General features: G+C 71.0%; 22 protein-coding genes. 8 read left to right on the top strand and 14 right to left on the bottom strand.

The features are described 5' to 3' along the window. Positions 1-10: 10 nt before the first annotated feature. From NFU81_RS15410 to NFU81_RS15385, 6 genes are all read right to left on the bottom strand, one after another. Positions 11-1,279: a cysteine desulfurase gene (locus tag NFU81_RS15410; protein ID WP_479688505.1), complete on the bottom strand. Its 1,269-nt coding sequence runs from the start codon at positions 1,277-1,279 to the stop codon at positions 11-13. Beyond that, positions 1,276-2,040 (bottom strand): Fe-S cluster assembly ATPase SufC, encoded by a 765-nt coding sequence (sufC, locus tag NFU81_RS15405; protein WP_251489925.1) that lies wholly within the window; start codon positions 2,038-2,040, stop codon positions 1,276-1,278. The genes NFU81_RS15410 and sufC overlap by 4 nt, the downstream gene beginning before the upstream one ends. 7 nt (positions 2,041-2,047) lie before the next feature. Further along, positions 2,048-2,377 carry a non-heme iron oxygenase ferredoxin subunit gene (locus NFU81_RS15400; RefSeq protein WP_251489923.1) on the bottom strand — a complete coding sequence of 110 codons (330 nt, stop codon included), beginning with the start codon at positions 2,375-2,377 and terminating at the stop codon, positions 2,048-2,050. Then, positions 2,374-3,543 (bottom strand): Fe-S cluster assembly protein SufD, encoded by a 1,170-nt coding sequence (sufD, locus tag NFU81_RS15395; protein WP_251489922.1) that lies wholly within the window; start codon positions 3,541-3,543, stop codon positions 2,374-2,376. Before sufD ends, NFU81_RS15400 begins: the two co-directional genes overlap by 4 nt. A gap of 115 nt (positions 3,544-3,658) precedes the next feature. Continuing rightward, positions 3,659-5,080 (bottom strand): Fe-S cluster assembly protein SufB, encoded by a 1,422-nt coding sequence (sufB, locus tag NFU81_RS15390; protein WP_251489920.1) that lies wholly within the window; start codon positions 5,078-5,080, stop codon positions 3,659-3,661. Continuing rightward, positions 5,077-5,880, bottom strand: coding sequence for a helix-turn-helix transcriptional regulator (locus NFU81_RS15385; protein ID WP_251489919.1), 804 nt, complete (start codon positions 5,878-5,880; stop codon positions 5,077-5,079). Before NFU81_RS15385 ends, sufB begins: the two co-directional genes overlap by 4 nt. A 134-nt stretch (positions 5,881-6,014) precedes the next feature. Between NFU81_RS15385 and NFU81_RS15380 the strand changes: the two genes are divergently transcribed. The 3 genes from NFU81_RS15380 to NFU81_RS15370 all read left to right on the top strand — a co-directional run bounded on the left by NFU81_RS15380 (position 6,015) and on the right by NFU81_RS15370 (position 8,905). Then, positions 6,015-6,941 (top strand): ABC transporter ATP-binding protein, encoded by a 927-nt coding sequence (locus tag NFU81_RS15380; RefSeq protein WP_251489918.1) that lies wholly within the window; start codon positions 6,015-6,017, stop codon positions 6,939-6,941. Continuing rightward, positions 6,938-7,741, top strand: coding sequence for an ABC transporter permease (locus NFU81_RS15375; protein ID WP_251489916.1), 804 nt, complete (start codon positions 6,938-6,940; stop codon positions 7,739-7,741). The genes NFU81_RS15380 and NFU81_RS15375 overlap by 4 nt, the downstream gene beginning before the upstream one ends. An 87-nt stretch (positions 7,742-7,828) precedes the next feature. After that, a complete protein-coding gene (locus NFU81_RS15370; protein WP_251489914.1) occupies positions 7,829-8,905 on the top strand; it encodes a COX15/CtaA family protein in 1,077 nt (358 codons plus the stop codon). On the opposite strand, the gene NFU81_RS15365 is transcribed toward NFU81_RS15370, so the two are convergent. The 3 genes from NFU81_RS15365 to NFU81_RS15355 form a co-directional block, all read right to left on the bottom strand. Next, the gene (locus NFU81_RS15365) at positions 8,798-9,880 is read right to left on the bottom strand and encodes an amidohydrolase (protein WP_251490082.1); all 1,083 of its coding nucleotides are present in this window, start codon (positions 9,878-9,880) and stop codon (positions 8,798-8,800) included. The genes NFU81_RS15370 and NFU81_RS15365 overlap by 108 nt on opposite strands. 68 nt (positions 9,881-9,948) lie before the next feature. Further along, positions 9,949-10,266 carry a hypothetical protein gene (locus NFU81_RS15360; protein ID WP_251489912.1) on the bottom strand — a complete coding sequence of 106 codons (318 nt, stop codon included), beginning with the start codon at positions 10,264-10,266 and terminating at the stop codon, positions 9,949-9,951. Between the two features lie 240 nt (positions 10,267-10,506). Then, entirely contained in the window at positions 10,507-11,451 is a 945-nt protein-coding gene (locus NFU81_RS15355) for a heme o synthase (protein WP_251489910.1), read from the bottom strand. Positions 11,452-11,766: 315 nt separating this feature from the next. On the opposite strand from NFU81_RS15355, the gene tkt reads away from it, so the two are divergent. The 5 genes from tkt to pgl are packed head-to-tail and all read left to right on the top strand — an operon-like array spanning position 11,767 to position 18,370. Continuing rightward, positions 11,767-13,854, top strand: coding sequence for a transketolase (gene tkt / locus NFU81_RS15350; RefSeq protein WP_251489908.1), 2,088 nt, complete (start codon positions 11,767-11,769; stop codon positions 13,852-13,854). 35 nt (positions 13,855-13,889) lie between these two features. Next, positions 13,890-15,008 carry a transaldolase gene (gene tal, locus NFU81_RS15345; protein ID WP_251489906.1) on the top strand — a complete coding sequence of 373 codons (1,119 nt, stop codon included), beginning with the start codon at positions 13,890-13,892 and terminating at the stop codon, positions 15,006-15,008. A 1-nt stretch (position 15,009) separates the two neighbouring features. Further along, positions 15,010-16,551 carry a glucose-6-phosphate dehydrogenase gene (zwf, locus tag NFU81_RS15340; RefSeq protein ID WP_251489904.1) on the top strand — a complete coding sequence of 514 codons (1,542 nt, stop codon included), beginning with the start codon at positions 15,010-15,012 and terminating at the stop codon, positions 16,549-16,551. Further along, positions 16,548-17,585 carry a glucose-6-phosphate dehydrogenase assembly protein OpcA gene (opcA, locus tag NFU81_RS15335; RefSeq protein WP_251489902.1) on the top strand — a complete coding sequence of 346 codons (1,038 nt, stop codon included), beginning with the start codon at positions 16,548-16,550 and terminating at the stop codon, positions 17,583-17,585. Before zwf ends, opcA begins: the two co-directional genes overlap by 4 nt. A gap of 38 nt (positions 17,586-17,623) precedes the next feature. Continuing rightward, the gene (gene pgl / locus NFU81_RS15330; protein WP_251490080.1) at positions 17,624-18,370 is read left to right on the top strand and encodes a 6-phosphogluconolactonase; all 747 of its coding nucleotides are present in this window, start codon (positions 17,624-17,626) and stop codon (positions 18,368-18,370) included. 54 nt (positions 18,371-18,424) lie between these two features. Here the strand turns inward: pgl and pgi are convergent, their stop codons facing one another. From pgi to NFU81_RS15305, 5 genes are all read right to left on the bottom strand, one after another. Further along, entirely contained in the window at positions 18,425-20,083 is a 1,659-nt protein-coding gene (gene pgi / locus NFU81_RS15325; RefSeq protein ID WP_251489900.1) for a glucose-6-phosphate isomerase, read from the bottom strand. Positions 20,084-20,206: 123 nt separating this feature from the next. Continuing rightward, positions 20,207-20,542 carry an RNA polymerase-binding protein RbpA gene (locus NFU81_RS15320; protein ID WP_073497103.1) on the bottom strand — a complete coding sequence of 112 codons (336 nt, stop codon included), beginning with the start codon at positions 20,540-20,542 and terminating at the stop codon, positions 20,207-20,209. A gap of 182 nt (positions 20,543-20,724) precedes the next feature. Beyond that, positions 20,725-20,961 carry a preprotein translocase subunit SecG gene (gene secG / locus NFU81_RS15315; protein WP_251489898.1) on the bottom strand — a complete coding sequence of 79 codons (237 nt, stop codon included), beginning with the start codon at positions 20,959-20,961 and terminating at the stop codon, positions 20,725-20,727. Between the two features lie 99 nt (positions 20,962-21,060). Then, complete coding sequence (gene tpiA, locus NFU81_RS15310; RefSeq protein ID WP_251489896.1) at positions 21,061-21,843, bottom strand: triose-phosphate isomerase; 783 nt, start codon at positions 21,841-21,843, stop codon at positions 21,061-21,063. A gap of 122 nt (positions 21,844-21,965) precedes the next feature. After that, positions 21,966-23,189, bottom strand: a complete 1,224-nt coding sequence (locus NFU81_RS15305; protein ID WP_251489894.1) for a phosphoglycerate kinase — start codon at positions 23,187-23,189, stop codon at positions 21,966-21,968. Positions 23,190-23,326: the final 137 nt, after the last annotated feature.

Below are 23,326 nucleotides of genomic sequence, written 5' to 3'. Positions count from 1 at the left end.
ACCACCATCATCACCCGAAGAAGTTCCTGACCTGCTCCAGGCCCTCGACGAGGGCGTCGACCTCGGCCGGGGTGGAGTACAGATAGAACGACGCCCGGGTGGTCGCGGGAATTCCGTACCGCAGGCAGACCGGCCTGGCGCAGTGGTGGCCGACCCGGACCGCGATGCCCTGCTCGTCGAGCACCTGGCCGACGTCGTGCGGGTGGATGTCGCCCAGCACGAAGGAGATCGCGGCGGCCCGGTCCTGGGCCGTCGTCGGACCGATGATCCGCAGGTCGGGGACCTGCAGCAGCCGATCGAGCGCGTACTCGGTGAGCGCGTGCTCATGAGCGGCGATCTTGTCCATGCCGATCGCGGACAGGTAGTCCACGGCCGCGCCGAGCCCGATGGCCTGGGCGATCGGCGGGGTGCCCGCCTCGAACTTGTGCGGGGCGGGCGCGTAGGTGGAGGAGTGCATCGAGACGGTCTCGATCATCTCGCCGCCGCCGAGGAAGGGCGGCAGGTCCTCCAGCAGCTCCTGGCGGCCCCACAGCACCCCGATGCCGGTCGGGCCGACCATCTTGTGGCCGGTGAAGGCCACGAAGTCGGCGCCGAGCGCCTGCACGTCGAGCACCATGTGCGGGGCGGCCTGGGAGGCGTCGATGAGCACCAGGGCGCCGACGTCCTGGGCGCGGCGCACGATGGCCTCGACCGGGTTGACGGTGCCCAGGATGTTGGAGACCAGCACGAAGGAGACGATCTTCGTCTTCTCAGTGATGACCTGCTCGATGTCGGACAGGTCGAGCCGGCCGTCGTCGGTCAGGCCGAACCACTTCAGCGTCGCGCCGGTGCGCTGCGAGAGCAGCTGCCACGGCACGATGTTGGAGTGGTGCTCCATCTCCGTGATGACGATCTCGGTCTCGCGGTCCACCCGGTAGGGCTCGTCGGCCCAGCCGAGCATGTTCGCCACCAGGTTCAGCGACTCCGACGCGTTCTTGGTGAAGATCACCTCGTCGCGGCTGGGCGCGTTGATGAAGGCGGCCACCTTGTCGCGGGCGCCTTCGTACAGCGCCGTGGCCTCCTCGGCGAGCACGTGCACACCGCGGTGCACGTTGGCGTTGGACCGCTCGTAGTAGGAGTTGAGCGTGTCGAGCACCTGGCGCGGCTTCTGCGAGGTCGCCGCGTTGTCCAGGTACACCAGCTTCCGCCCGTCGTGGACCAGCCGGTCCAGGACGGGGAAGTCCTTGCGGATCGCCTCGGTGTCGAGGAGGCCCGGGAGCACCCGGCCGTCAGTGGTCACGCTGAAGCGCCGCCCTTCACGTAGGACTCGTAGCCCTCTTCCTCCAGCTTGTCGGCCAGTTCCGCACCACCGGACTCGGCGATCCGGCCCGCCGCGAAGACGTGGACGAAGTCGGGCTTGATGTACCGCAGGATGCGCGTGTAGTGGGTGATCAGCAGGGTGCCGACGTCGCCGCCCTCGCGGACCCGGTTGACGCCCTCGGAGACCACGCGCAGCGCGTCGACGTCGAGGCCGGAGTCGGTCTCGTCGAGGATCGCGATGTGCGGCTTGAGCAGTTCGAGCTGCAGGATCTCGTGGCGCTTCTTCTCACCGCCGGAGAAGCCCTCGTTGACGTTGCGCTCGGCGAAGGCCGGGTCCATGCTGAGCCGCTCCATGGCCTCCCTGACCTCCTTCACCCAGGTGCGCAGCTTGGGGGCCTCGCCGCGGATGGCGGTGGCGGAGGTGCGCAGGAAGTTGGAGACGGAGACGCCGGGCACCTCGACCGGGTACTGCATGGCGAGGAAGAGGCCGGCCCTGGCGCGCTCGTCGACGGTCATCGCCAGCACGTCCTCACCGTCGAGGGTGACGGTGCCGCCGGTGACGGTGTACTTGGGGTGACCGGCCAGCGAGTACGCGAGCGTGGACTTGCCGGAGCCGTTGGGACCCATGATCGCGTGGGTCTCGCCCTGCTTCACGGTCAGGTCGACGCCCCTGAGGATCTCCTTGGTGGCGTTGTCGGCTTCGACGGTGACATGCAGGTCGTTGATTTCAAGCGTGGCCATGGGTGACTCAGGACTCCTGGGTGACGGAGACGAGCACGTCGTCCCCAACGATCTTGACGGGGTATACGGGCACGGGCCGCGTGGCGGGCAGCCCGGACGGCTTGCCGGTGCGCAGGTCGAAGCTCGACCCGTGCAGCCAGCACTCGATCTGGCAGTCCTCGACCTCGCCCTCGGAGAGCGAGACGTTGGCGTGCGAGCAGATGTCGTTGATCGCGAAGACATCGCCCGTGGTGCGGACCACGGAGACCGGCACACCGTCGACCTCGACCCGGTGCGGGGTGTCCTCGGCGAGGTCGCCGAGCGCGCAGACGCGCACGTACGAATCGGTGGCGGTCATCCGACGGACGCCTCCAGTTCGGCGTCGATCTTCGCCATCAGCCGCTCCTCGAGGTCGGCGAGGCCGATCTGCTGGACCAGCTCGCCGAAGAAGCCGCGCACCACCAGGCGGCGGGCGTCGTCGGCGCGCATGCCGCGGGACTGCAGGTAGAACAGCTGCTCGTCGTCGAAGCGGCCGGTCGCGGAGGCGTGTCCCGCACCGACGATCTCGCCGGTCTCGATCTCCAGGTTCGGCACCGAGTCGACCCGGGCGCCGTCGGTGAGGACGAGGTTCCGGTTCAGCTCGTAGGTGTCGGTGCCCTCGGCCGCGGCCCTGATGAGCACGTCGCCGATCCACACCGCGTGGGCGTCCTGGCCCTGGAGCGCGCCCTTGTAGGCGACGTTCGAGCGGCAGTGCGGGGTGTCGTGGTCGATGAAGAGGCGGTGCTCCTGGTGCTGGCCCTCGTCGGTGAAGTACAGCCCGTACAGCTCGGCCTCGCCGCCGGGGGCGCCGTAGACGACCCGCGGGTGCAGCCGGACCAGGTCGCCGCCGAGGGTGACGACCACCGACTTGAAGGTGGCGTCCCGGCCGATCAGCGCGGTGTGCTGGGCGGCGTGCACGGCGGTGTCGTCCCAGTCCTGCACGGAGACCACGGTGAGCTTGGCGCCGTCGCCGACCAGGTACTCGACGTTGGCGGCCATGGTGGTGTCACCGGTGTGCTCGATGACGACGACGGCCTCGGCGAACGCCCCGATCTCGACGACCTGGTGGCCGTAGACGGTGCCGCCCTCGCCGTGCACGGCGATCCTGACCGGCTCGGTCAGGATCGCTTCCTTGGGGATGCTGACGACCGAGGCCTTCTCGAACGAGCTGTACGCCTGGGCGGCGACCCGGTCGACCGGCTTGCCCGCCCTGCCGACCCGCGGGTCGGTACGGTCCACGGTCTGCACCGTGACGCCGTCCGGCGCGGTCACCTCGACGCGCAGCCCGCCGGTGGCCTCGGCCGTGCCGTCGTGCAGGCCGCGCAGCCGTTCCAGCGGAGTGAAGCGCCACTCCTCCTCACGGCCGTGCGGCACCGGGAAGTCGGCCACGTCGTAGGACGGGGCGGCGCTGACCCGGGCGTCGGCGGGCTGCCCCACCGTAATGGCACCGTCCGTGGTGCTGCCCGCAGGAGTGTTGTCAGCCATGGCTAGTCGTACAGCTCGCTTTCTTCATGTGTTCGCTCGCCTCCGGTCGCTTTCCATCCGGTGTCGACAGTCCGGTGCAGCCGGGGGGCTGGTGGACGAGGGGGAAGGCCCGGCGCTAGCCGACGGCGCCTTCCATCTGCAGCTCGATCAGCCGGTTGAGCTCCAGGGCGTACTCCATCGGCAGCTCCTTGGCGATCGGCTCGACGAAGCCGCGCACGATCATCGCCATGGCCTCGAACTCGGTCATGCCGCGGCTCATCAGGTAGAAGAGCTGGTCGTCGGAGACCTTGGAGACGGTGGCCTCGTGGCCCATGGACACGTCGTCCTCGCGGACGTCCACGTACGGGTAGGTGTCGGAGCGGGAGATCGTGTCGATCAGCAGCGCGTCGCACAGCACGTTCGACTTCGATCCGGCCGAGCCCTCGCCGATCTCGATCAGACCGCGGTAGGAGGTGCGGCCGCCGGCGCGGGCCACCGACTTGGAGACGATGTTCGACGAGGTGTTCGGCGCCATGTGCACCATCTTGGCGCCGGCGTCCTGGTGCTGGCCCTCGCCCGCGAAGGCGATGGACAGCGTCTCGCCCTTGGCGTGCTCGCCCATCAGGTAGACGGCCGGGTACTTCATGGTGACCTTGGAGCCGATGTTGCCGTCGACCCACTCCATGGTGGCGCCCTCGTAGGCGACGGCGCGCTTGGTCACCAGGTTGTAGACGTTGTTCGACCAGTTCTGGATCGTCGTGTAGCGGCAGCGGCCGCCCTTCTTCACGATGATCTCGACGACCGCGGAGTGCAGCGAGTCGGACTTGTAGATCGGCGCGGTGCAGCCCTCGACGTAGTGGACGTAGGCGTCCTCGTCGACGATGATCAGCGTCCGCTCGAACTGGCCCATGTTCTCGGTGTTGATCCGGAAGTAGGCCTGCAGCGGGATGTCGACGTGCACGCCCTTCGGCACGTAGATGAACGAGCCGCCCGACCACACCGCCGTGTTCAGCGACGCGAACTTGTTGTCGCCGGCCGGGATGACCGTGCCGTAGTACTCCTGGAACAGCTCGGGGTGCTCGCGCAGCGCGGTGTCGGTGTCCAGGAAGATGACGCCCTGCTCCTCCAGGTCCTCGCGGATCTGGTGGTAGACGACCTCGGACTCGTACTGCGCCGCGACACCGGCGACCAGCCGCTGCTTCTCCGCCTCGGGGATGCCCAGCTTGTCGTAGGTGTTCTTGATGTCCTCGGGCAGGTCCTCCCAGGACTCCGCCTGCTTCTCGGTGGACCGCACGAAGTACTTGATGTTGTCGAAGTCGATACCGGACAGGTCCGAGCCCCAGGTCGGCATGGGCTTCTTGCCGAACAGCCGCAGACCCTTGAGCCGGAGCTTGAGCATCCACTCGGGCTCGGACTTCTTCGCGGAGATGTCACGGACGACGGCCTCGGACAGGCCGCGCTGTGCGGCCGCGCCCGCGACGTCGGAGTCGGCCCAGCCGTACTCGTACGTGCCGATGCCCTCGAGCTCCGGGTGAGTGGTCTCCGTGGGAGCAGTCATGCGGGGTTCCTCCCGGACGTGCTGGCAGATGCCTGGTCGGTGGTCTGGGTCTGTGCGGGGTGCGCCGCGGGCCGGTCGTCGCCGTCCGGCTCGGCCGGTTGCGGGGCCTGCGGGACGAAGGTGGTGCATACGCCGTCGCCGTGCGCGATGGTGGCCAGCCGCTGGACGTGCGTCCCGAGCAGGCGGGAGAAGACCTCGGCCTCCGCCTCGCACAGTTCGGGGAACTGCTCGGCCGTATGGGCGACCGGGCAGTGGTGCTGGCACAGCTGCTCGCCCGCGGGTCCCGGGGCGCTGCGGGTCGTTGCAGCGTACCCGTCGGCGGACAGCGCCCGGGCGAGCGCCCGGGTGCGGTCCTCAGGGGCCGCCGCGTCCACGATCGCACGGTAGCGCTCGGCCTGCGCAGCGACGCGGGCGCGGGCGAAAGCGGAGACCGCGGCCTGGCCGTCCTGGCCGCCGCCGGCGGACTCGGCGATCCAGCGCAGCGCGTCGGCGGCGAGTACGTCGTAGGCCTGGTCGAACGCGTCCCGGCCGCAGTCGGTCAGTGCGAAGACCTTGGCGGGTCTACCGCGGCCGCGGTGGCCGTAGACCCGCTGGTCGCGGGCCTCGACGACATTGTCGGCCGCGAGTGCGTCCAGATGGCGGCGGACGGCGGCCTGGGTCAGGCCGAGCCGCTCGGCGAGGTCGGCGGCAGTGGAGGGCCCGTGGTCCAGGATGGACCGGGCGACCCGGTTGCGGGTGCGCCGCTCCCCGGTCGTCTGCTCCTCCGCCGCCCCTTGGGCGGCACCACCGACGTATTTCACAACCCCATTGTTGCGTAATTCATCAGGCGCGGGCAAGCCGCTCCCCTGCCGGACGCGGTGTGCTGCATCACTTAGGGTCACCTAATTCCGCCCTGCCGCCAAAACCGCCGCCAGGCGTCCCTAGACTCGTTCGCATGCGAAACGAGCCCGCGGTCGAGGTGGCCGGTCTGGTCAAGCGGTACGGGACCAGGACCGCGGTCGACGGCCTCGACCTGGCGGTGCCGCGCGGCAGCGTCACCGCGGTGCTCGGCCCGAACGGCGCGGGCAAGACCACCACCGTCGAGGTCTGCGAGGGCTACCGGCGCCCCGACGGCGGCAGCGTCAGAGTGCTCGGCCTGGACCCGGTCACCCAGGGCGCGGCGCTGCGGCCCAGGATCGGCGTGATGCTGCAGGCCGGCGGGGTCTACCCGGGCGCGTACGCCGAGGAGATGCTGCGGCACACCGCGGCGCTGCACGCCCACCCCATCGACCCGGCGCTGCTGATCGAGCGCCTGGGCCTGGAGTCCTGCGGCCGTACGACCTACCGGCGGCTGTCCGGCGGCCAGCAGCAGCGGCTCGCGCTGGCGATGGCCGTGGTGGGCCGCCCCGAACTGGTCTTCCTCGACGAGCCCACCGCCGGCCTGGACCCGCAGGCCAGGCACGCCACCTGGGACCTGGTGCGCGAGCTGCGGGCCGACGGCGCCACCGTGGTGCTGACCACGCACTTCATGGACGAGGCGGAACAGCTCGCCGACCAGGTGGTGATCATCGACGGCGGCCGGTCCATCGCCCACGGCACCCCCGAGGAGCTGTGCCGGGGCGGCGCCGAGGGCACCCTGCGCTTCATCGGCCGCCCGGGACTGGACCTGGCGTCACTGCTCAAGGCGCTGCCCGCGGACAGCGCGGCCGCCGAGCTGAGCCCCGGCAGCTACCGCATCGAGGGCAAGGTCGACCCGCAGCTGCTGGCCACCGTCACCTCCTGGTGCGCCCAGCACGGCGTACTGCCCGACCGGCTCTCGGTCGAGCGCCGCACCCTGGAGGACGTCTTCTTGGAACTGACCGGCAGGGAGCTGCGCCGATGACCGCCACCACCACCACCCCCACGGAGTCGGCGTACGCGGCCGGGTCCTTCGCCCCCGCGCCGGGCGCCGCCCGCCTGCCGGCGATGATCCGCGCCCAGGCCGCCCTGGAGACGAGGATGCTGCTGCGCAACGGCGAGCAGCTGCTGCTGACCGTGGTGATCCCGGCGCTGCTGCTGGTGCTCTTCAGCGGCGTCGACATCGTCGACACCGGCGCGGGCAGGTCGGTGGACTTCCTGGCCCCCGGCGTGCTCGCGCTCGCGGTGCTGTCCACCGCCTTCACCGGGCAGGCCATCGCGACGGGCTTCGAGCGGCGCTACGGGGTGCTCAAGCGGCTCGGCGCCTCGCCGCTGCCGCGCTGGGCGCTGCTGACCGCGAAGACCTGCTCGGTGCTGGTCACCGAGCTGCTGCAGGTGGCCCTGCTGACGGTGATCGCCTTCGCGCTGGGCTGGTCGCCGCACGGCAACCCGCTGGCGGTGCTGGTCCTGCTGCTGCTCGGCACCGCCGCCTTCTCCGGTCTGGGGCTGCTGATGGCCGGCACCCTCAGGGCCGAGGCGACGCTGGCCGCCGCCAACCTGGTCTTCCTGCTGCTGCTGGTCGGCGGCGGGGTGATCGTGCCGATGGACAAGTTCCCCGGCGGCGTGCGGCCGGTGCTGGAACTGCTGCCGGTCTCGGCGCTGTCCGACGGGCTGCGGGACGTGCTGCAGCACGGCGCCGCGATGCCCTGGGGCGACCTGGGCATCCTCGCGGTGTGGGCGGTCGCCGGACTGGCGGCCGCGGGCCGCTTCTTCCGCTGGGAGTAGCCCGCTCCCCCGCCGGGGAGCAGGGGCGCGGCGCGGCGGAGCACCCCTCGTGAAAACACGCACAAGGGCGGCGCCTACCATGTGTCCGTGCCGAAGCTGCCCGAAATCGCGCGAAACCCGCTCGCCTTCATCGCCGCCCGGTGGACCCCGAACCCTGTGACGGTCCGCCGCGCGACGCTCGCCGCCCTGGTGATGTCGGTGGTCATCGTGATCACCGGCGGCGCGGTCCGGCTGACCGCCTCGGGCCTCGGCTGCCCGACCTGGCCCACGTGCAGCGGCGACAGCCTGCTCGGCACCCGCGAGATGGGCATCCACCACGCCATCGAGATCAGCAACCGCATGCTGACGTACGTGCTGTGCGCCGCCGTCGGCTGGGCGATCGTGGCGATCCGCGCGATGCGGCCGCACCGCACCGGCCTCTACCGGCTGGCCTGGGCGCAGTTCTGGGTCGTGGTGGGCAACGCGGTGTGGGGCGGCCTGACCGTGCTCACCAAGCTCAACCCCTACGTGGTCTCGCTGCACTTCCTGCTCTCCGCGGCACTGATCACCGTCGCGGTGCTGACCTGGCAGCGGGTCGCGGAGGGCGACGCCTCGCCGCGGCCCCTGGTCGGCAAGCCGGTGCGGCAGCTGGGGCAGCTGCTGGCCGCCGCGGCAGCGGTGCTGATCGTGGTGGGCACCCTGGTCACCGGGGCCGGTCCGCACCCGGGCGACTCCAGCGGCGAGTTCACCATGCAGCGCATCGAGGTCGACTGGCGGACCATCGCCCAGCTGCACGCCGACTTCGCGTGGGTGGTGGTCGGGCTGACCGCCGCCCTGTGGTTCGTGCTGCGGGCGGTCGACGCGCCGACCGGGCCGCAGCGCAGGTCGGCGGAGCTGTTCGCGGTGCTGATGGGCCAGGGCGTCATCGGGTACGTCCAGTACTTCACCCACCTGCCGGCGGCCCTGGTCGACCTGCACATGTTCGGCGCCTGCCTGGTGTGGATCGCGACCCTGCGGGTGCTGCTGTCCTTCAGGGAACGGCCGCTGGCGGAGCCGGGCGAGACCCCCGGCGCGGTGTCAGCGGCCGTGCCGGAACCGGTCGGCGTCGGCGGCAGGAAGCCGGTAGACGCGGCGCGCGTTCCCCTCGCCGACCAGGGCGGCGACCCGCTGCCCGTCCGCCGCTGACCACTCCCCCGCCGCGACCCGCTCGCCGACCAGCCGGTCGAGCGCGGCCAGGAAGCCGCGCGCGCCGGTGACGTACAGCTCGGGCAGGCCGACCGCGCTCCCGGCGTAGAGCACCTTGCCGAAGGGGGCGCGGGAGAGCACCCCGGACGGGTCGGTGCCGATCGCCAGGTAGACGTGCGGCAGGTCGGCGGCCAGCCGGGCCGCGGCGTCCTCGTGCGCAGACCCCGGCAGCAGCACCACGTCGGTGCCGAGGCCCTCGGTGGCCCGCAGGAAACCCGCCGCGGCCGCGGGACCCGGCCCGTCCTGCCGGTGCCGCAGCACCAGCGGCAGGCCGGCTGCGACCGCGTGCCACAGCAGGTGGCGCAGCAGCACCGGGTCCGCGGGCCGCTCGCCGACCGGCCGGGTGCCCAGCCAGTACGCGGCGGCGGCCCGCACCTCGACCGGCCCCGGCGGGCCGTGCGCGGGCGCCGAGCCGTCCGCCAGCGGTTCCGCGGCGCAGGAGAAGCCGACGGCGCTCAGGGCCGCCCCGTGCACCGACTCGGCGAGATTGGCCAGAAATCCGTCCACCGTGCCCGAGGTGTCGGCCACCTGCTGGGCCAGCGGCTCCAGCCGGACGATCTCGTACGCGGCCGCGCCGCCCGCAGCGCCCAGCTCCTTGGGCGGGGTCAGGTCGCCGGGTTCGCCGGTGTCGACCAGGTACGCGCCGATGCCGGTGCCGCGAAGCAGCAGCCGGGCCGCCTCGTACGCGCCCAGCTCGCGGCGGCGGGCCAGGTAGCGGGCCGGGGAGGAGTGCGGTTCGAGGCCCAGCAGCGGCGGGCACCAGCGGCGTACCGCGAAGCCGGCGGGGCTGTCGAACAGCGTCGTGCGGGGCGCCACCGCACCCGGCAGCCGGGCCTCGAAGGCGCCGATCCCCAGATCCCCGGGGAGTACCCCGTGGCAGTACGCGTCCACCAGGTGTCCCCGCGCCCCGGCCATCCGCCGCCCCTCCTGCCGCCCTGCGTCCGTCACGACCCTGCCATGGGTCCTAACGGTGCGGGGCGTCGTCAGGTGTTGGCCCTGCCGCCCATCTGGATTCCGGCCATCCGGCGCCACTCGTAGCGGCCGGTCCGCACCCGGGCGGCCATCTCGCCGTCGAAGGCGTCCTTGACAGTGGCGTCCGCGCTCGTGGCTGCCGCCTGGGCGATGGCGTAGGTCGGTGCGACGAGGTCGCCCCAGGACCCGTCCTGCCCGACCAGCACGATGCGCGCTCCGCGCTGGCCCAGGTACTCGACGCTGACGTCGACCCCACCGTGCGCCTTCGCGAACGCGTCCACCTGCCGGGCCAGCCGCCCGACCCGTCGCTCAACCTTGGATTCAGCCATGGGGGCATGCTACCCGCGAGTAGCGTTCGGGGCAGCAACCCCCGGGGGCACCCCCAGGTGAAGCTCGGGGGGCGGAACTGCGCGACCAGCCGTCGACGGGCTGCACGCCGTCACCGTCCGAAAGGGGGCTGTTCGGTTCGATCCGGACCACCCGCCGGTGGCCGGCTGAGCGCGGGGCTCCTCGCGCCCCTGAAGAGCACCGCCCGACGCAGCGGGCACCCGTGAAGCCGCCCGCAGGGGCTAGTGCAGGAAGGGGTCGATCGCCACGGCGACGAAGAGGAGCGTGGCGTAGGTGATCGACCAGTGGAAGAGCCGCATCTCCTTGAGCTTCGGGCCGGTCACCCCGGCCTTCGCCCGGGCGTGCAGCCCGTGCGCCTCCTTGAGCCAGAAGCCGCCGAGGGCCACCGCCACCAGGGGGTAGAACCAGGAGGTCTCGCCCAGCGGCCACCACAGGGTGAGCGAGGTCAGGACCATCACCCAGCTGTAGAGGACGATCTGCCGGGCGACCACCTGGTTGCCCGCGACCACCGGGAGCATCGGCACGCCGACCCGCTCGTAGTCGTCCTTGACCTTCATCGACAGCGGCCAGTAGTGCGGCGGCGTCCAGAAGAAGAGGACCAGGAAGAGCACGAAGGGCGCCCAGGCCAGCTCGTTGCGCACCGCGGACCAGCCGATGAAGACCTGCAGGCAGCCCGCGACACCGCCCCACACGATGTTCTGGGCGGTGCGGCGCTTGAGGCCGAGGGTGTAGACGAAGACGTAGTAGAGGATCGCGGTCAGCGACAGGCCCGCGGACAGCGGGTTGACCAGCACCGCGAACCACACCGTGGACACCACCGACAGCGTGATGCCGAAGACCAGGCCCTCGCGCGGCGAGACGAGCCCGGTGACCAGCGGCCGCTGCTCGGTGCGGTGCATCAGCGCGTCGATGTCGCGGTCGATGTACATGTTGAGCGCGTTCGCACCGCCCGCCGACAGGTAGCCGCCGACCACGGTCGCCAGCACCAGCCACAGGTCGGGAACCCCGCCGGCCGCCAGGAACATCACCGGAACCGTCGTGATGAGCAGCAGCTCGATGATGCGCGGTTTGGTCAGTGCCACGAACCCCATGACACGGGCCTGCAGCGGCCGATGACCTGAGCCCGTCCCGATGACCCCTGCGGGTCGGGATTCGACGGCCGTCACGAACACCCCAAGAGAGATGAGTCAAGCAGGTCGCCAAGCACCTGGCCGCCGGTTGCACCGGGCGACCGGGCCACGGTGCGGCCTGCGCGTACCACGCCACTCTAGACGCAGGGAATACCCCGTCCGCCTCCGGGGGTGGATCGTGTTGCCCGGCCCCCGTCCACCAGGAGTTAACGGCATTCGGGAGGCGAATACGGACGTACAAGGGCAGGATCGAAAAGGTGCACGCACACGACGGTAGGCTCAGCCGTGTCGGGTAGGCACCTCGTCACCGGCGCATTTCGACGTTTTTGTTGAGAGGAGCCCTGACCCAGGGTGAGCAAGCAGCCGACCACCGCAGACCTTGAGTGGACCGATCTGGACAGGCGGGCCGTCGACACCGCCCGCGTCCTGGCCATGGACTCCGTGCAGAGGGTCGGCAACGGCCACCCCGGCACGGCGATGAGCCTGGCCCCCGCCGCATACCTGCTGTTCCAGAAGGTCATGCGGCACGACCCCGCGGACGCCGACTGGACCGGGCGCGACCGCTTCGTGCTCTCGGCGGGCCACAGCAGCCTGACTCTCTACACCCAGCTCTACCTGGCCGGGTACGGCCTTGAGCTGGACGACCTGAAGAGCTTCCGCACCTGGGGTTCGCGCACCCCGGGGCACCCCGAGTACGGCCACACCACCGGCGTCGAGACCACCACGGGCCCGCTGGGCCAGGGTGTCGCGAACGCGGTGGGCATGGCGATGGCCGCCCGCTACGAGCGCGGCCTGTTCGACCCGGACGCCGCAGCGGGCACCTCGCCCTTCGACCACACCATCTGGGCGATCGCCGGCGACGGCTGCCTGCAGGAGGGCATCTCCGCGGAGGCGTCCTCGCTGGCCGGCCACCAGAAGCTCGGCAACCTGGTGCTGCTGTGGGACGACAACCACATCTCCATCGAGGGCGACACCGAGACCGCGGTGTCCGAGGACACCGTCAAGCGCTACGAGGCGTACGGCTGGCACGTGCAGCGCGTCGCGCCGCTGCCCAACGGCGACCTCGACCCGCAGGCGCTGTACGAGGCGCTGCTCGCCGCGAAGGCGGAAACCGAGAGGCCGTCCTTCATCGCGGCCCGCTCGATCATCGCGTGGCCGGCCCCGCACGCGCAGAACACCGAGGCCGCGCACGGCTCGGCGCTGGGCGAGGACGAGATCCGCGCCACCAAGCAGGTGCTGGGCTTCGACCCCGAGCAGCACTTCGAGGTGTCCGACGAGGTCATCGCGCACACCCGTGCGGTCGGCGACCGCGGCCGCGAGGCCAAGTCGGCCTGGGAGAAGTCCTTCTCAGCGTGGCGCACCGCCAACCCGGAGCGCGCCGCGATCTTCGACCGGATCGCCGCCGCCGAGCTGCCCGCCGGCTGGGAGTCGCACCTGCCGCAGTTCGAGGTCGGCTCGTCGCTGGCCACCAGGGCCGCGTCCGGCAAGATCCTGGAGGCGCTGGGCGCCGTCGTGCCCGAGCTGTGGGGCGGCTCCGCCGACCTTGCGGGCTCGAACAACACCACGATCGACAAGACCTCGTCGTTCCTGCCCGAGGGCAACCCGCTGCCGGGCGCGCACCCTTACGGCCGCACGATCCACTTCGGCATCCGCGAGCACTCGATGGCCGCCGAGATGAACGGGATCACGCTGCACGGCAACACCCGGGTCTACGGCGGTACGTTCCTGGTCTTCTCCGACTACATGCGCAACGCGGTACGGCTGTCCGCGCTGATGCACCTGCCGGTGACGTACGTGTGGACGCACGACTCGATCGGCCTGGGCGAGGACGGCCCGACGCACCAGCCGGTGGAGCACCTGGCGTCGCTGCGTGCCATCCCCGGTCTCAACGTGGTCCGTCCCGCGGACGCCAACGAGACGGTCGTGGCCTGGCAGGAGATCCAGAAGCGCTGGACCAAGGAGTTCGGCAAGGGCGCCCCGCACGGCCTGGCGCTCACCCGGCAGGGCGTGCCGGTGTACGAGCGCAACCAGGACGCGGCGCGCGGCGGCTACGTGCTGTTCGAGGCGGAGGGCGGTCCCGCCCAGGTCGTCCTGATCGGCACCGGCTCCGAGGTGCAGCTCGCCGTGGCCGCCCGCGACGACCTGCAGGCCGCCGGCATCCCCACCCGCGTGGTGTCGATGCCGTGCGTGGAGTGGTTCGAGGAGCAGGACCAGGCCTACCGGGACGGCGTGCTGCCGCCCTCGGTGAAGGCCCGGGTCGCGGTGGAGGCCGGCATCGGGCTGACCTGGCACCGCTACGTGGGTGACGCGGGACGCATCGTGAGCCTTGAGCACTTCGGTGCCTCGGCCGACGCCAAGGTGCTCTTCCGCGAGTTCGGGTTCACCGCGGAGGCGGTGGCCGCCGCGGCGCGGGAATCTCTCGCCGCCGCTGATCGCTGACGCAGGTACACGACACATCAGGAGATGCAACTCTCATGACAGACGCACTCAAGCGCCTCTCCGACGAAGGCGTCGCGATCTGGCTGGACGACATGTCCCGCAGGCGCATCACGACGGGGAACCTGGCCGAGCTGATCGACCAGCAGCACGTCGTCGGCGCCACCACCAACCCGTCGATCTTCCAGAAGGCGATCGTCGGCGACGCGCTGTACGACCCGCAGGTCGCCGACCTCGCCTCGCGCGGTCTGACGCCCGACGAGGCGGTGCGGATGATCACCACCGCCGACGTGCGGGACGCGGCGGACATCTTCCGCCCGGTCTTCGACGCCACCGACGGCCAGGACGGCCGGGTCTCCATCGAGGTGGACCCGCGCCTGGCGCACAACACCCGGGCGACCATCGCCGAGGCCAAGCAGCTGGCCTGGCTGGTGGACCGGCCGAACACGCTGATCAAGATCCCGGCGACCAAGGCGGGCCTGCCGGCCATCGCCGACGTCACAGGGCGCGGCATCAGCGTCAACGTCACGCTGATCTTCTCCCTCGCGCGCTACCGCGAGGTCATGGACGCCTACCTGACCGGCTTGGAGAAGGCCAAGGCGGGCGGCCTGGACCTGTCGCGGATCCACTCGGTCGCGTCCTTCTTCGTGTCCCGGGTGGACACCGAGATCGACAAGCGGCTGGAGAAGATCGGCACCACCGAGGCCAAGGCACTCAAGGGCAAGGCGGCCGTCGCCAACGCGCGGCTGGCCTACCAGGCCTACGAGGAGGTCTTCTCCTCCGACCGCTGGCTGGCCCTGGAGAAGTCCGGCGCGAACAAGCAGCGCCCGCTGTGGGCCTCGACCGGCGTCAAGGACCCGGCCTACCCCTCGACGCTGTACGTCACCGAGCTGGTCGCGCCGAACACGGTGAACACGATGCCCGAGGCGACCCTGGAGGCCACCGCCGAGAACGGCACGGTCACCGGCGACACGATCCGCGGCACCTACGAGCAGTCGCGGGCAGAACTGGACGCCATCGAGGCGCTCGGTATCTCGTACGACGACGTCGTCCAGCTGCTGGAGGACGAGGGCGTCGAGAAGTTCGAGGCGGCCTGGAACGAGCTGCTGGACTCCACCAAGGCGGAACTCGAACGGCTCGCTCCTTCGGAGGCCTGAGGTGAGCACAGAAACACCGGACCGCGGCAGCAATCCGCTGCGGGACCCGCTCGACCGCCGGCTGCCGCGGATCGCCGGCCCCTCGGGGCTGATCATCTTCGGCGTCACCGGTGACCTGTCGCGCAAGAAGCTGATGCCGGCGGTGTACGACCTGGCCAACCGCGGGCTGCTGCCGCCGGGCTTCGCCCTGGTCGGCTTCGCCCGCAGGAGCTGGGAGAACGAGGACTTCGCGCAGGAAGTGCACGACGCGGTCAAGGAGCACGCGCGCACCCCCTTCCGCGAGGAGGTGTGGCAGCAGCTGGCCGAGGGCTGCCGCTTCGTGCAGGGCGACTTCGACGACGACACGGCGTTCGAGACGCTGAAGTCGACCATCGAGGAGCTGGACAAGGCCCGCGGTACGGGCGGCAACTTCGCCTTCTACCTGTCGGTGCCGCCGAAGTTCTTCCCGAACGTGGTCCAGCAGCTCAAGAAGCACGGCCTGTCGCAGGGCACCGGCGACTCGTGGCGGCGTGCCGTCATCGAGAAGCCGTTCGGCCACGACCTGGCCAGCGCGCAGGACCTCAACCGGATCGTGCACGACGTCTTCCCGCCCAACGAGGTCTTCAGGATCGACCACTACCTGGGCAAGGAGACGGTCCAGAACATCCTGGCGCTGCGCTTCGCCAACACGATGTACGAGCCGATCTGGAACCGCTCGTACGTCGACCACGTGCAGATCACGATGGCCGAGGACATCGGCATCGGCGGCCGGGCCGGCTACTACGACGGCATCGGCGCGGCCCGCGACGTGATCCAGAACCACCTGCTCCAGCTGCTGGCGCTGACCGCGATGGAGGAGCCCGGCTCCTTCCACCCCAAGGCGCTGACCGCGGAGAAGCTCAAGGTGCTGGGCGCCGTCCAGCTGCCCGACGACCTCGGCAAGCACACCGTGCGCGGGCAGTACGCGCACGCCTGGCAGGGCGGCGAGGAGGTGCTCGGCTACCTGGAGGAGGACGGCATCGACCCCAAGTCCAAGACCGACACCTACGCGGCGATCAAGCTGGAGATCAACAACCGCCGCTGGGCCGGGGTGCCGTTCTACCTGCGCACCGGCAAGCGCCTGGGCCGCCGGGTCACCGAGATCGCGGTGATCTTCAAGCGGGCGCCGTATCTGCCCTTCGAGTCCGGGGCGACCGAGGAGCTGGGGCAGAACGCCCTGGTCATCCGGGTGCAGCCGGACGAGGGCGTCACCGTGCGGTTCGGCTCCAAGGTACCGGGCACCTCCACCGAGGTGCGGGACGTGACGATGGACTTCGCCTACGGGGAGTCCTTCACCGAGTCCAGCCCCGAGGCGTACGAGCGGCTGATCCTCGACGTGCTGCTCGGCGACGCGAACCTCTTCCCGAGGCATCAGGAAGTCGAGCTGTCCTGGACCATCCTCGACCCGATCGAGGCCTACTGGGACAAGCACGGCAAGCCCGCCCAGTACGCGTCCGGCACGTGGGGACCGGCCGAGGCGGACGAGATGCTCGCACGAGACGGCAGGAGCTGGCGCCGGCCATGAAGATCGATCTCACGGACACCACGTCCGCACGCATCAACACCGGGCTGATCGACGCCCGGCGGGCCATCGGCACCCCCGCGGTCGGGATGGTGCTGACCCTGGTCATCGTCACCGACGAGGGCAGCGCCTACGACGCGCTGAAGGCGGCGCACGAGGCGTCGAGGGAGCACCCCTCGCGCATCCTCGCCGTCATCAAGCGGCCCGGCCGCTCCCCCAGGGAGCGGGCCGGCGCCCGGCTGGACGCCGAGGTCGTGGTGGGCGACGAGGCGGGCACCGGCGAGACCGTGGTGCTGCGCATGCACGGCGAGCTGGCCAACCACGCCGAGTCCGTCGTGCTGCCGCTGCTGCTGCCGGACGCCCCCGTCGTGTGCTGGTGGCCCGACCAGGCGCCGGAGAAGGCCGGTACGGACCCGCTGGGGCGGCTCGCCCAGCGCCGTATCACCGACGCGTCGTCGGCCGAGGACCCGGTCGGCTCGCTCGTGGTGCGCGCCGATGGCTACACCCCCGGTGACACGGACCTGGCCTGGACACGGCTCACCCCGTGGCGCTCCATGCTGGCGGCGGCCCTGGACCAGAAGCACTCCACGATCACCGCGGCGGCCGTCGAGGGCGAGGCGTACAACGCGAGCACCGAACTGCTCGCGCTGTGGCTCGCCGACCGGCTGGGCGTCGAGGTGGAGCGGAAGGTCTCCGACGGCCCCGGCATCACCGCGGTGCGGCTGGTCACCGGCGACGGCGACATCTGCCTGGACCGCTCCGACGGCCGGCTCGCCGAGCTGTCGGTGCCCGGGCAGCCCGACCGGCACGTGGCGCTCAAGCGGCGGGAGACCGCCGAGCTGATCGCGGAGGAGCTGCGCAGGCTCGACCCCGACGACATATACCGCGCCACGGTGCAGTACGGGGTCAAGCACCTGGTCAGCACCGCCAGGAGCGGCAAGGGCACGGACGACGGCGGCCCGACCGCCGCGGCCCGCGCCACACCTCCGGCCGCGAAGAAGGCGGCCTCGGGAGGCAAGGCGGCGACGTCGAAGTGAGCACCCCCCAGGTGGTCGTCCACCGGGACAAGGAACTGATGGCGCGCGCCGCTGCGGCCCGGCTGATCACGAGGATCGTGGACGCCCAGGCCGCCAGGGGCGCCGCCTCGGTGGTGCTCACCGGCGGGCGCAACGGCAACGCGCTGCTGGCCGCGCTCGCCGAGTCCCCCGCGCGTGACGCGGTGGACTGGGCGCGGCTGGACGTGTGGTGGGGCGACGAGCGGTTCCTGCCGGACGGCGACCCCGAGCGCAATGTCACGCAGGCCGCGGCGCTGCTGGACGCCGTCCCGCTGGACCCGGCCAGGGTCCATCCGATGGCGGCGTCCGACGGTCCCTACGGCTCCGACGTGGAGGCGGCGGCGGAGGCCTACGCGGCCGAGCTGGCCGCCGCCGCGGAACCCGGCGACCACGGCCGGGTGCCGGCCTTCGACGTGCTGATGCTCGGCGTCGGGCCCGACACCCATGTCGCCTCGCTCTTCCCCGAGCACCCCGCGGTGCGCGAGCAGACCCGTACGGTCGTCGGCGTCCACGGCTCCCCGAAGCCGCCGCCGACCCGGATCTCGCTGACGCTGCCGGCGATCCGCGCGGCCCACGAGGTGTGGCTGCTCGCTGCGGGCGAGGACAAGGCGGGGGCGGTCGCCCTCGCCCTGTCGGCCCCGGGAGAGCTCCAGGCGCCCGCCTCGGGCGCCCAGGGCCTGTCCAGGACCCTCTGGCTGCTCGACCGCGCCGCAGCGGCCAAGCTGCCGCCCCAGCTCTACCCGCCGTACCCGCCCGCCTCGGCGTAAGGCGGCACACGAAAGGGGCGCCCCCCGGCCTGGGGGGCGCCCCTTCGTGCGCGGTCAGCGGCCGCGCAGCTCGCGGTACTTGGCCACCAGGTGCGTGGTGCTCGGGTCGAGGCCGGGGACGTCGGCGCCCTCGGTCAGGGCGGGCTCGACGCGCTTGGCGAGGACCTTGCCCAGTTCGACGCCCCACTGGTCGAAGGAGTCGATGTTCCAGATCGCGCCCTGCACGAAGACCTTGTGCTCGTAGAGCGCGATCAGCTGCCCCAGCACCGACGGCGTCAGCTCGCTCGCCAGGATGGTCGTCGTCGGGTGGTTGCCGCGGAAGGTCTTGTGCGGGACCAGCTCCTCGGGCACGCCCTCCGCCCTGACCTCGTCGGGGGTCTTGCCGAAGGCCAGCGCCTGGGTCTGCGCGAAGAAGTTCGCCATCAGCAGGTCGTGCTGCCCGGCCAGCGGGCCGAGTTCGGCGACCGGTCGCGCGAAGCCGATGAAGTCCGCCGGGATGAGCTTGGTGCCCTGGTGCAGCAACTGGTAGTAGGCGTGCTGCCCGTTCGTCCCCGGCGTGCCCCACACGACAGGACCGGTCTGCCAGTTCACCGGGTTGCCGTCGCGGTCGACGGACTTGCCGTTGGACTCCATGTCCAACTGCTGGAGGTACGCGGTGAACTTGCTCAGGTAGTGGCTGTACGGCAGCACCGCGTGCGACTGGGCGTCGTGGAAGCCGCCGTACCAGACGCCGAGCAGGCCCAGCAGCAGCGGGGCGTTCTCCTCCGCCGGCGCGGTCCTGAAGTGCTCGTCGACCAGGTGGAAGCCGGCCAGCATCTCCCGGAAGGCGTCGGGGCCGATCGCCAGCATCAGCGACAGGCCGATCGCCGAGTCGAAGGAGTAGCGGCCGCCGACCCAGTCCCAGAACTCGAACATGTTGGTCGGGTCGATGCCGAACTCGGTGACCTTCTCCGCGTTGGTCGACAGCGCCACGAAGTGCTTGGCCACCGCGTCGTCGCCGGCGCCGAGCTGCCCGAGCAGCCACTGCCGGGCGGAGGTGGCGTTGGTGATGGTCTCGATGGTGGTGAAGGTCTTGGACGCGACGATGAACAGCGTCTCCGCCGCGTCCAGGTCGCGTACCGCCTCGTGCAGGTCGGCGCCGTCCACGTTGGAGACGAACCGCACCGTCATGTCGCGGTCGGTGTAGGCGCGCAGCACCTCGTAGGCCATCGCGGGGCCGAGGTCGGAGCCGCCGATGCCGATGTTGACGACGTTCCTGATCCGCTTGCCGGTGTGGCCGGTCCACTCGCCGGAGCGGATGCGGTCGGCGAAGACCCCCATCTTGGTGAGCACCGCGTGCACGCCGAGCATCACGTTGTGGCCGTCGACCTCGATCGTCGCGGACTGCGGGGCGCGCAGCGCGGTGTGCAGCACCGCGCGGTCCTCGGTGGTGTTGATCCGCTCGCCGCGGAACATCGCGTCCCGCAGCTCGAACACGCCCGCCGCCGACGCCAGTTCGCGCAGCAGCCGCAGCGTCTCGTCGGTCACCAGGTGCTTGGAGTAGTCCAGATGCAGGTCTCCGACCCGCAGGGTGTAACGGTCGGCCCTGCCGGGGTCCGCGTCGAACAGCTCCCGCAGGTGAGTGCCCGCCGCTTCCTCACGGTGCTTGCCGAGCGCATGCCATTCGGGGCGCTGGTCAAGACGGTTCTGGCCCTGAGTGTTGGTTACGGACATCAGTCCACTTCTCCTCGTCCTCGCTGCAGGATCAACGCTAGTTGATGATGCTGCGGAACGAGGCTGCGGCACCCTGGAGGAGCGGACCCGGCGGTGTCCACCGCCGTACTGCGTCAGCTGGCGTCAGATCTCGCCGCGCAGCTTCGCCAGCGCCTCGGCGAGGATCGCCTCGCCGTCGGCGGCCGAGCGCCGCTCGCGCACGTAGGCGAGGTGGGTCTTGTAGGGCTCGGTCCGCGGCGGTGCCGGCGGGTTCTCCTCGTCCTGACCCGCCGGGAAGCCGCAGCGGGGGCAGTCCCAGGTCTCCGGGATCTGCGCGTCGCTGGCGAAGCTCGGCTGGGTCTCGTGCCCGTTGGAGCACCAGAAGGAGATGCGGAGGCGCGGCGCGGACTCGCCGCGCTCGGCCTCTCCCATCGGCCCCGCTCCGACCCGACTTCCACGGATCGCGTTGCCACTTGCCACGGTCGTAACTCCCTGCGTGATGGTGCTGCCAGATCGCCCAGTTTACGGGGACCTTACGTGCCGTCCAGTGGCAGGCGCACGACCCGCCCCCCGAAGACGTCTTCCCATACTAAGCCGCGGTGGCGACGAGGCGTCAGTTCACCCTGGATGCGCGGGAGTCGGACGCGGAGCCAGGGCAGGTCTCAGTTCTGGTACTTCATCACCAGACCGAGAACGACGATGCACGTGAACCACAGCAGACCGATCACCACGGTGATCCGGTCGAGGTTGCGCTCGGCCACCGAGGAACCGCCGACGGAGGACTGCATGCCACCGCCGAACATGTCCGACAGGCCGCCGCCCTTCCCCTTGTGCATCAGGACCAGCAGCAGGAGCAGCAGGCTGAAGATGATGAGGGCGATGGAGAACCCGATGACCACGGCTGGACCAACTCTCTCGACTACATGACAACGGCACGGGGCCGAACGGTGCGGCTACACGGTTCGGCCCCGCCAGGGTACTTCACACTGCTCCGGACATCACTGGTCCCGAAAGCGGACGATCTTCACAAACTCGTCCGAGTCCAGTGCGGCGCCGCCCACCAGAGCCCCGTCGACGTCCGGCTGGGCCATGATCGCGGCGACATTGCCCGCCTTGACGGAGCCGCCGTACTGGATGCGGATGCCGTCGGCGGTCTCCTGGTCGTACAGCTCGGCCAGCCGCGCCCTGATCGCCCCGCAGACCTCCTGGGCGTCCTCGGGGGTGGCCACCTCGCCGGTGCCGATCGCCCAGACCGGCTCGTAGGCGACCACGACGGTGGCCGCCTGCGCCACCGGGACGTCCTTCAGCGCGCCGTCCAGCTGCGCCAGGGTGTGCGGGACCTGCCGGCCGTCCTTGCGGACGTCCAGGCCCTCGCCGACGCACACGATCGGGGTGAGGCCGTTGCGGAAGGCGGCCTTGACCTTGGCGTTGACGACCTCCTCGTCCTCACCGTGGTACTGCCGTCGCTCGGAGTGACCGATGGCGACGTAGCTGCACTTGAACTTGGCCAGCATCGGCCCGGAGATCTCGCCCGTGTAGGCGCCCGAGTCGTGCGCCGAGATGTCCTGGGCGCCGTACTTGATCTTCAGCCGGTCGCCGTCGACCAGGGTCTGCACCGAGCGCAGGTCGGTGAAGGGCACCAGGACGGCGACCTCGACGGCCGCGAAGTCCTTGTCGGTGAGCCCGAAGGCGAGCTTCTGGACGTGCGCGATGGCCTCGAGGTGGTTGAGGTTCATCTTCCAGTTGCCCGCCATGAGCGGGGTGCGGCTCTGCTCTGTCATGTCGGATCAGCTCTCCAGCTATTTGGTCGGACTTCCTGCTCTCCCCCTACCTACGGCGGGGGGTGCCCCCACCCTTCGCGGACGACCTCGTTCCTCGGTCGGCCGCTGCGGGAGCTCGGGCGTCAGCCCTCCAGTGCTGCAAGGCCCGGCAGGGTCTTGCCTTCGAGGTATTCAAGGCTGGCGCCGCCGCCGGTGGAAATATGGCCGAAAGCGTTCTCGTCGAAGCCCAGAATGCGGACGGCCGCGGCCGAGTCGCCGCCGCCGACGACCGTGAAGGCCGGGGAGTCGATCAGCGCCTGGGCGACCGCGCGGGTGCCGTCGGCGTAGTCGGGGTGCTCGAAGACGCCCATCGGGCCGTTCCAGAAGACGGTGGCGGCGTCGGCGAGCTTGGCGGCGAAGAGCTTGCGGGACTCCGGGCCGATGTCCAGGCCGATGACGTCGGCCGGAATCGCGTCCACGGCCGCGGTGACCGGCGAGGACGGCGCCTGCGTCTTCAGGTCCGGGAACTCGGTGGCGCCGACCACGTCGACGGGCAGCACGAACTCCACGCCCTTGGCCTCGGCGCGCTCCAGGTACTCGCGCACCACGGGCAGCTGGTCCTCCTGCAGCAGGCTCTTGCCGACCTCGTGGCCCTGGGCCTTGAGGAAGGTGAAGACCATGCCGCCGCCGACCAGGATGCGGTCGGCCTTCTCCAGCAGGTGGTCGATCACGCCGAGCTTGTCGGACACCTTGGAGCCGCCCAGGACCACCGCGTACGGCCGCGTGACGTCCTCGGTGAGCTTCTTCAGCACCCCGACCTCGGTGGCGATCAGACCGCCCGCCGCGTGCGGCAGCCGGGCCGGCAGGTCGTAGACCGAGGCGTGCTTGCGGTGCACCGCGCCGAAGCCGTCGCCGACGTAGATGTCGGCCAGCGCCGCCAGCTCGTCCGCGAAGGCGCCGCGCTCGGCGTCGTCCTTGGCGGTCTCGCCCGCGTTGAAGCGCAGGTTCTCCAGCAGGGCGACCTGGCCGTCCGCCAGGCCCGCCACGGTGGAGCGGGCGCTGTCGCCCACGGTGTCGGCGGCGAACGCGGTGCTGATGCCGTCCCGGCTCAGCAGCTCACCCAGCCGCGCCGCCACCGGCGCCAGCGAGAACTGCGGGTCGGGCTCGCCCTTGGGGCGGCCCAGGTGCGAGGCGACGATCACCCGGGCGCCGGCCTCGGCGAGCCTGGTGATGGTCGGTACGGCGGCCCTGATCCGGCCGTCGTCGGTGATGGTCTGTCCCGCGAGCGGCACGTTCAGGTCGGCGCGGACGAACACCCGCTTGCCCGCCACCTGCCCCTGGCCGATGAGGTCGTCGATCGTCTTCATCTTCTGCGGTTTCTCCGTCTGCTACGAGTGGGCTGGCACGGAGACAGGGTCCGGCCGGGCGCTCCGTCGCGCCCGGTCGGACCCTGTCCCTCACATCGCTGTGCGTGTCGGCTGCTGGCCGGCCTGCCGGTTACCCG

The organism is Actinacidiphila cocklensis, from assembly GCF_907177275.1.
In the GTDB taxonomy this organism is placed as follows: domain Bacteria; phylum Actinomycetota; class Actinomycetes; order Streptomycetales; family Streptomycetaceae; genus Actinacidiphila; species Actinacidiphila cocklensis.
Note: the sequence above shows the minus strand (reverse complement) of the source record. Positions and strands in the feature narration are given on the sequence as shown.

Bases quoted from the DNA above. Each gene is read 5' to 3' on its own strand.
- NFU81_RS15400 (WP_251489923.1), bottom strand. From the start codon at position 2,377: ATGACCGCCACCGATTCGTACGTGCGCGTCTGCGCGCTCGGCGACCTC.
- sufB (WP_251489920.1), bottom strand. From the start codon at position 5,080: ATGACTGCTCCCACGGAGACCACTCACCCGGAGCTCGAGGGCATCGGC.
- NFU81_RS15365 (WP_251490082.1), bottom strand. From the start codon at position 9,880: ATGGCCGGGGCGCGGGGACACCTGGTGGACGCGTACTGCCACGGGGTA.
- tpiA (WP_251489896.1), bottom strand. From the start codon at position 21,843: ATGACAGAGCAGAGCCGCACCCCGCTCATGGCGGGCAACTGGAAGATG.
- NFU81_RS15380 (WP_251489918.1), top strand. From the start codon at position 6,015: ATGCGAAACGAGCCCGCGGTCGAGGTGGCCGGTCTGGTCAAGCGGTAC.
- pgi (WP_251489900.1), bottom strand. From the start codon at position 20,083: ATGTCCGTAACCAACACTCAGGGCCAGAACCGTCTTGACCAGCGCCCC.
- NFU81_RS15360 (WP_251489912.1), bottom strand. From the start codon at position 10,266: ATGGCTGAATCCAAGGTTGAGCGACGGGTCGGGCGGCTGGCCCGGCAG.
- sufC (WP_251489925.1), bottom strand. From the start codon at position 2,040: ATGGCCACGCTTGAAATCAACGACCTGCATGTCACCGTCGAAGCCGAC.
- NFU81_RS15375 (WP_251489916.1), top strand. From the start codon at position 6,938: ATGACCGCCACCACCACCACCCCCACGGAGTCGGCGTACGCGGCCGGG.
- tal (WP_251489906.1), top strand. From the start codon at position 13,890: ATGACAGACGCACTCAAGCGCCTCTCCGACGAAGGCGTCGCGATCTGG.
- opcA (WP_251489902.1), top strand. From the start codon at position 16,548: ATGAAGATCGATCTCACGGACACCACGTCCGCACGCATCAACACCGGG.
- pgl (WP_251490080.1), top strand. From the start codon at position 17,624: ATGGCGCGCGCCGCTGCGGCCCGGCTGATCACGAGGATCGTGGACGCC.
- sufD (WP_251489922.1), bottom strand. From the start codon at position 3,543: ATGGCTGACAACACTCCTGCGGGCAGCACCACGGACGGTGCCATTACG.
- NFU81_RS15305 (WP_251489894.1), bottom strand. From the start codon at position 23,189: ATGAAGACGATCGACGACCTCATCGGCCAGGGGCAGGTGGCGGGCAAG.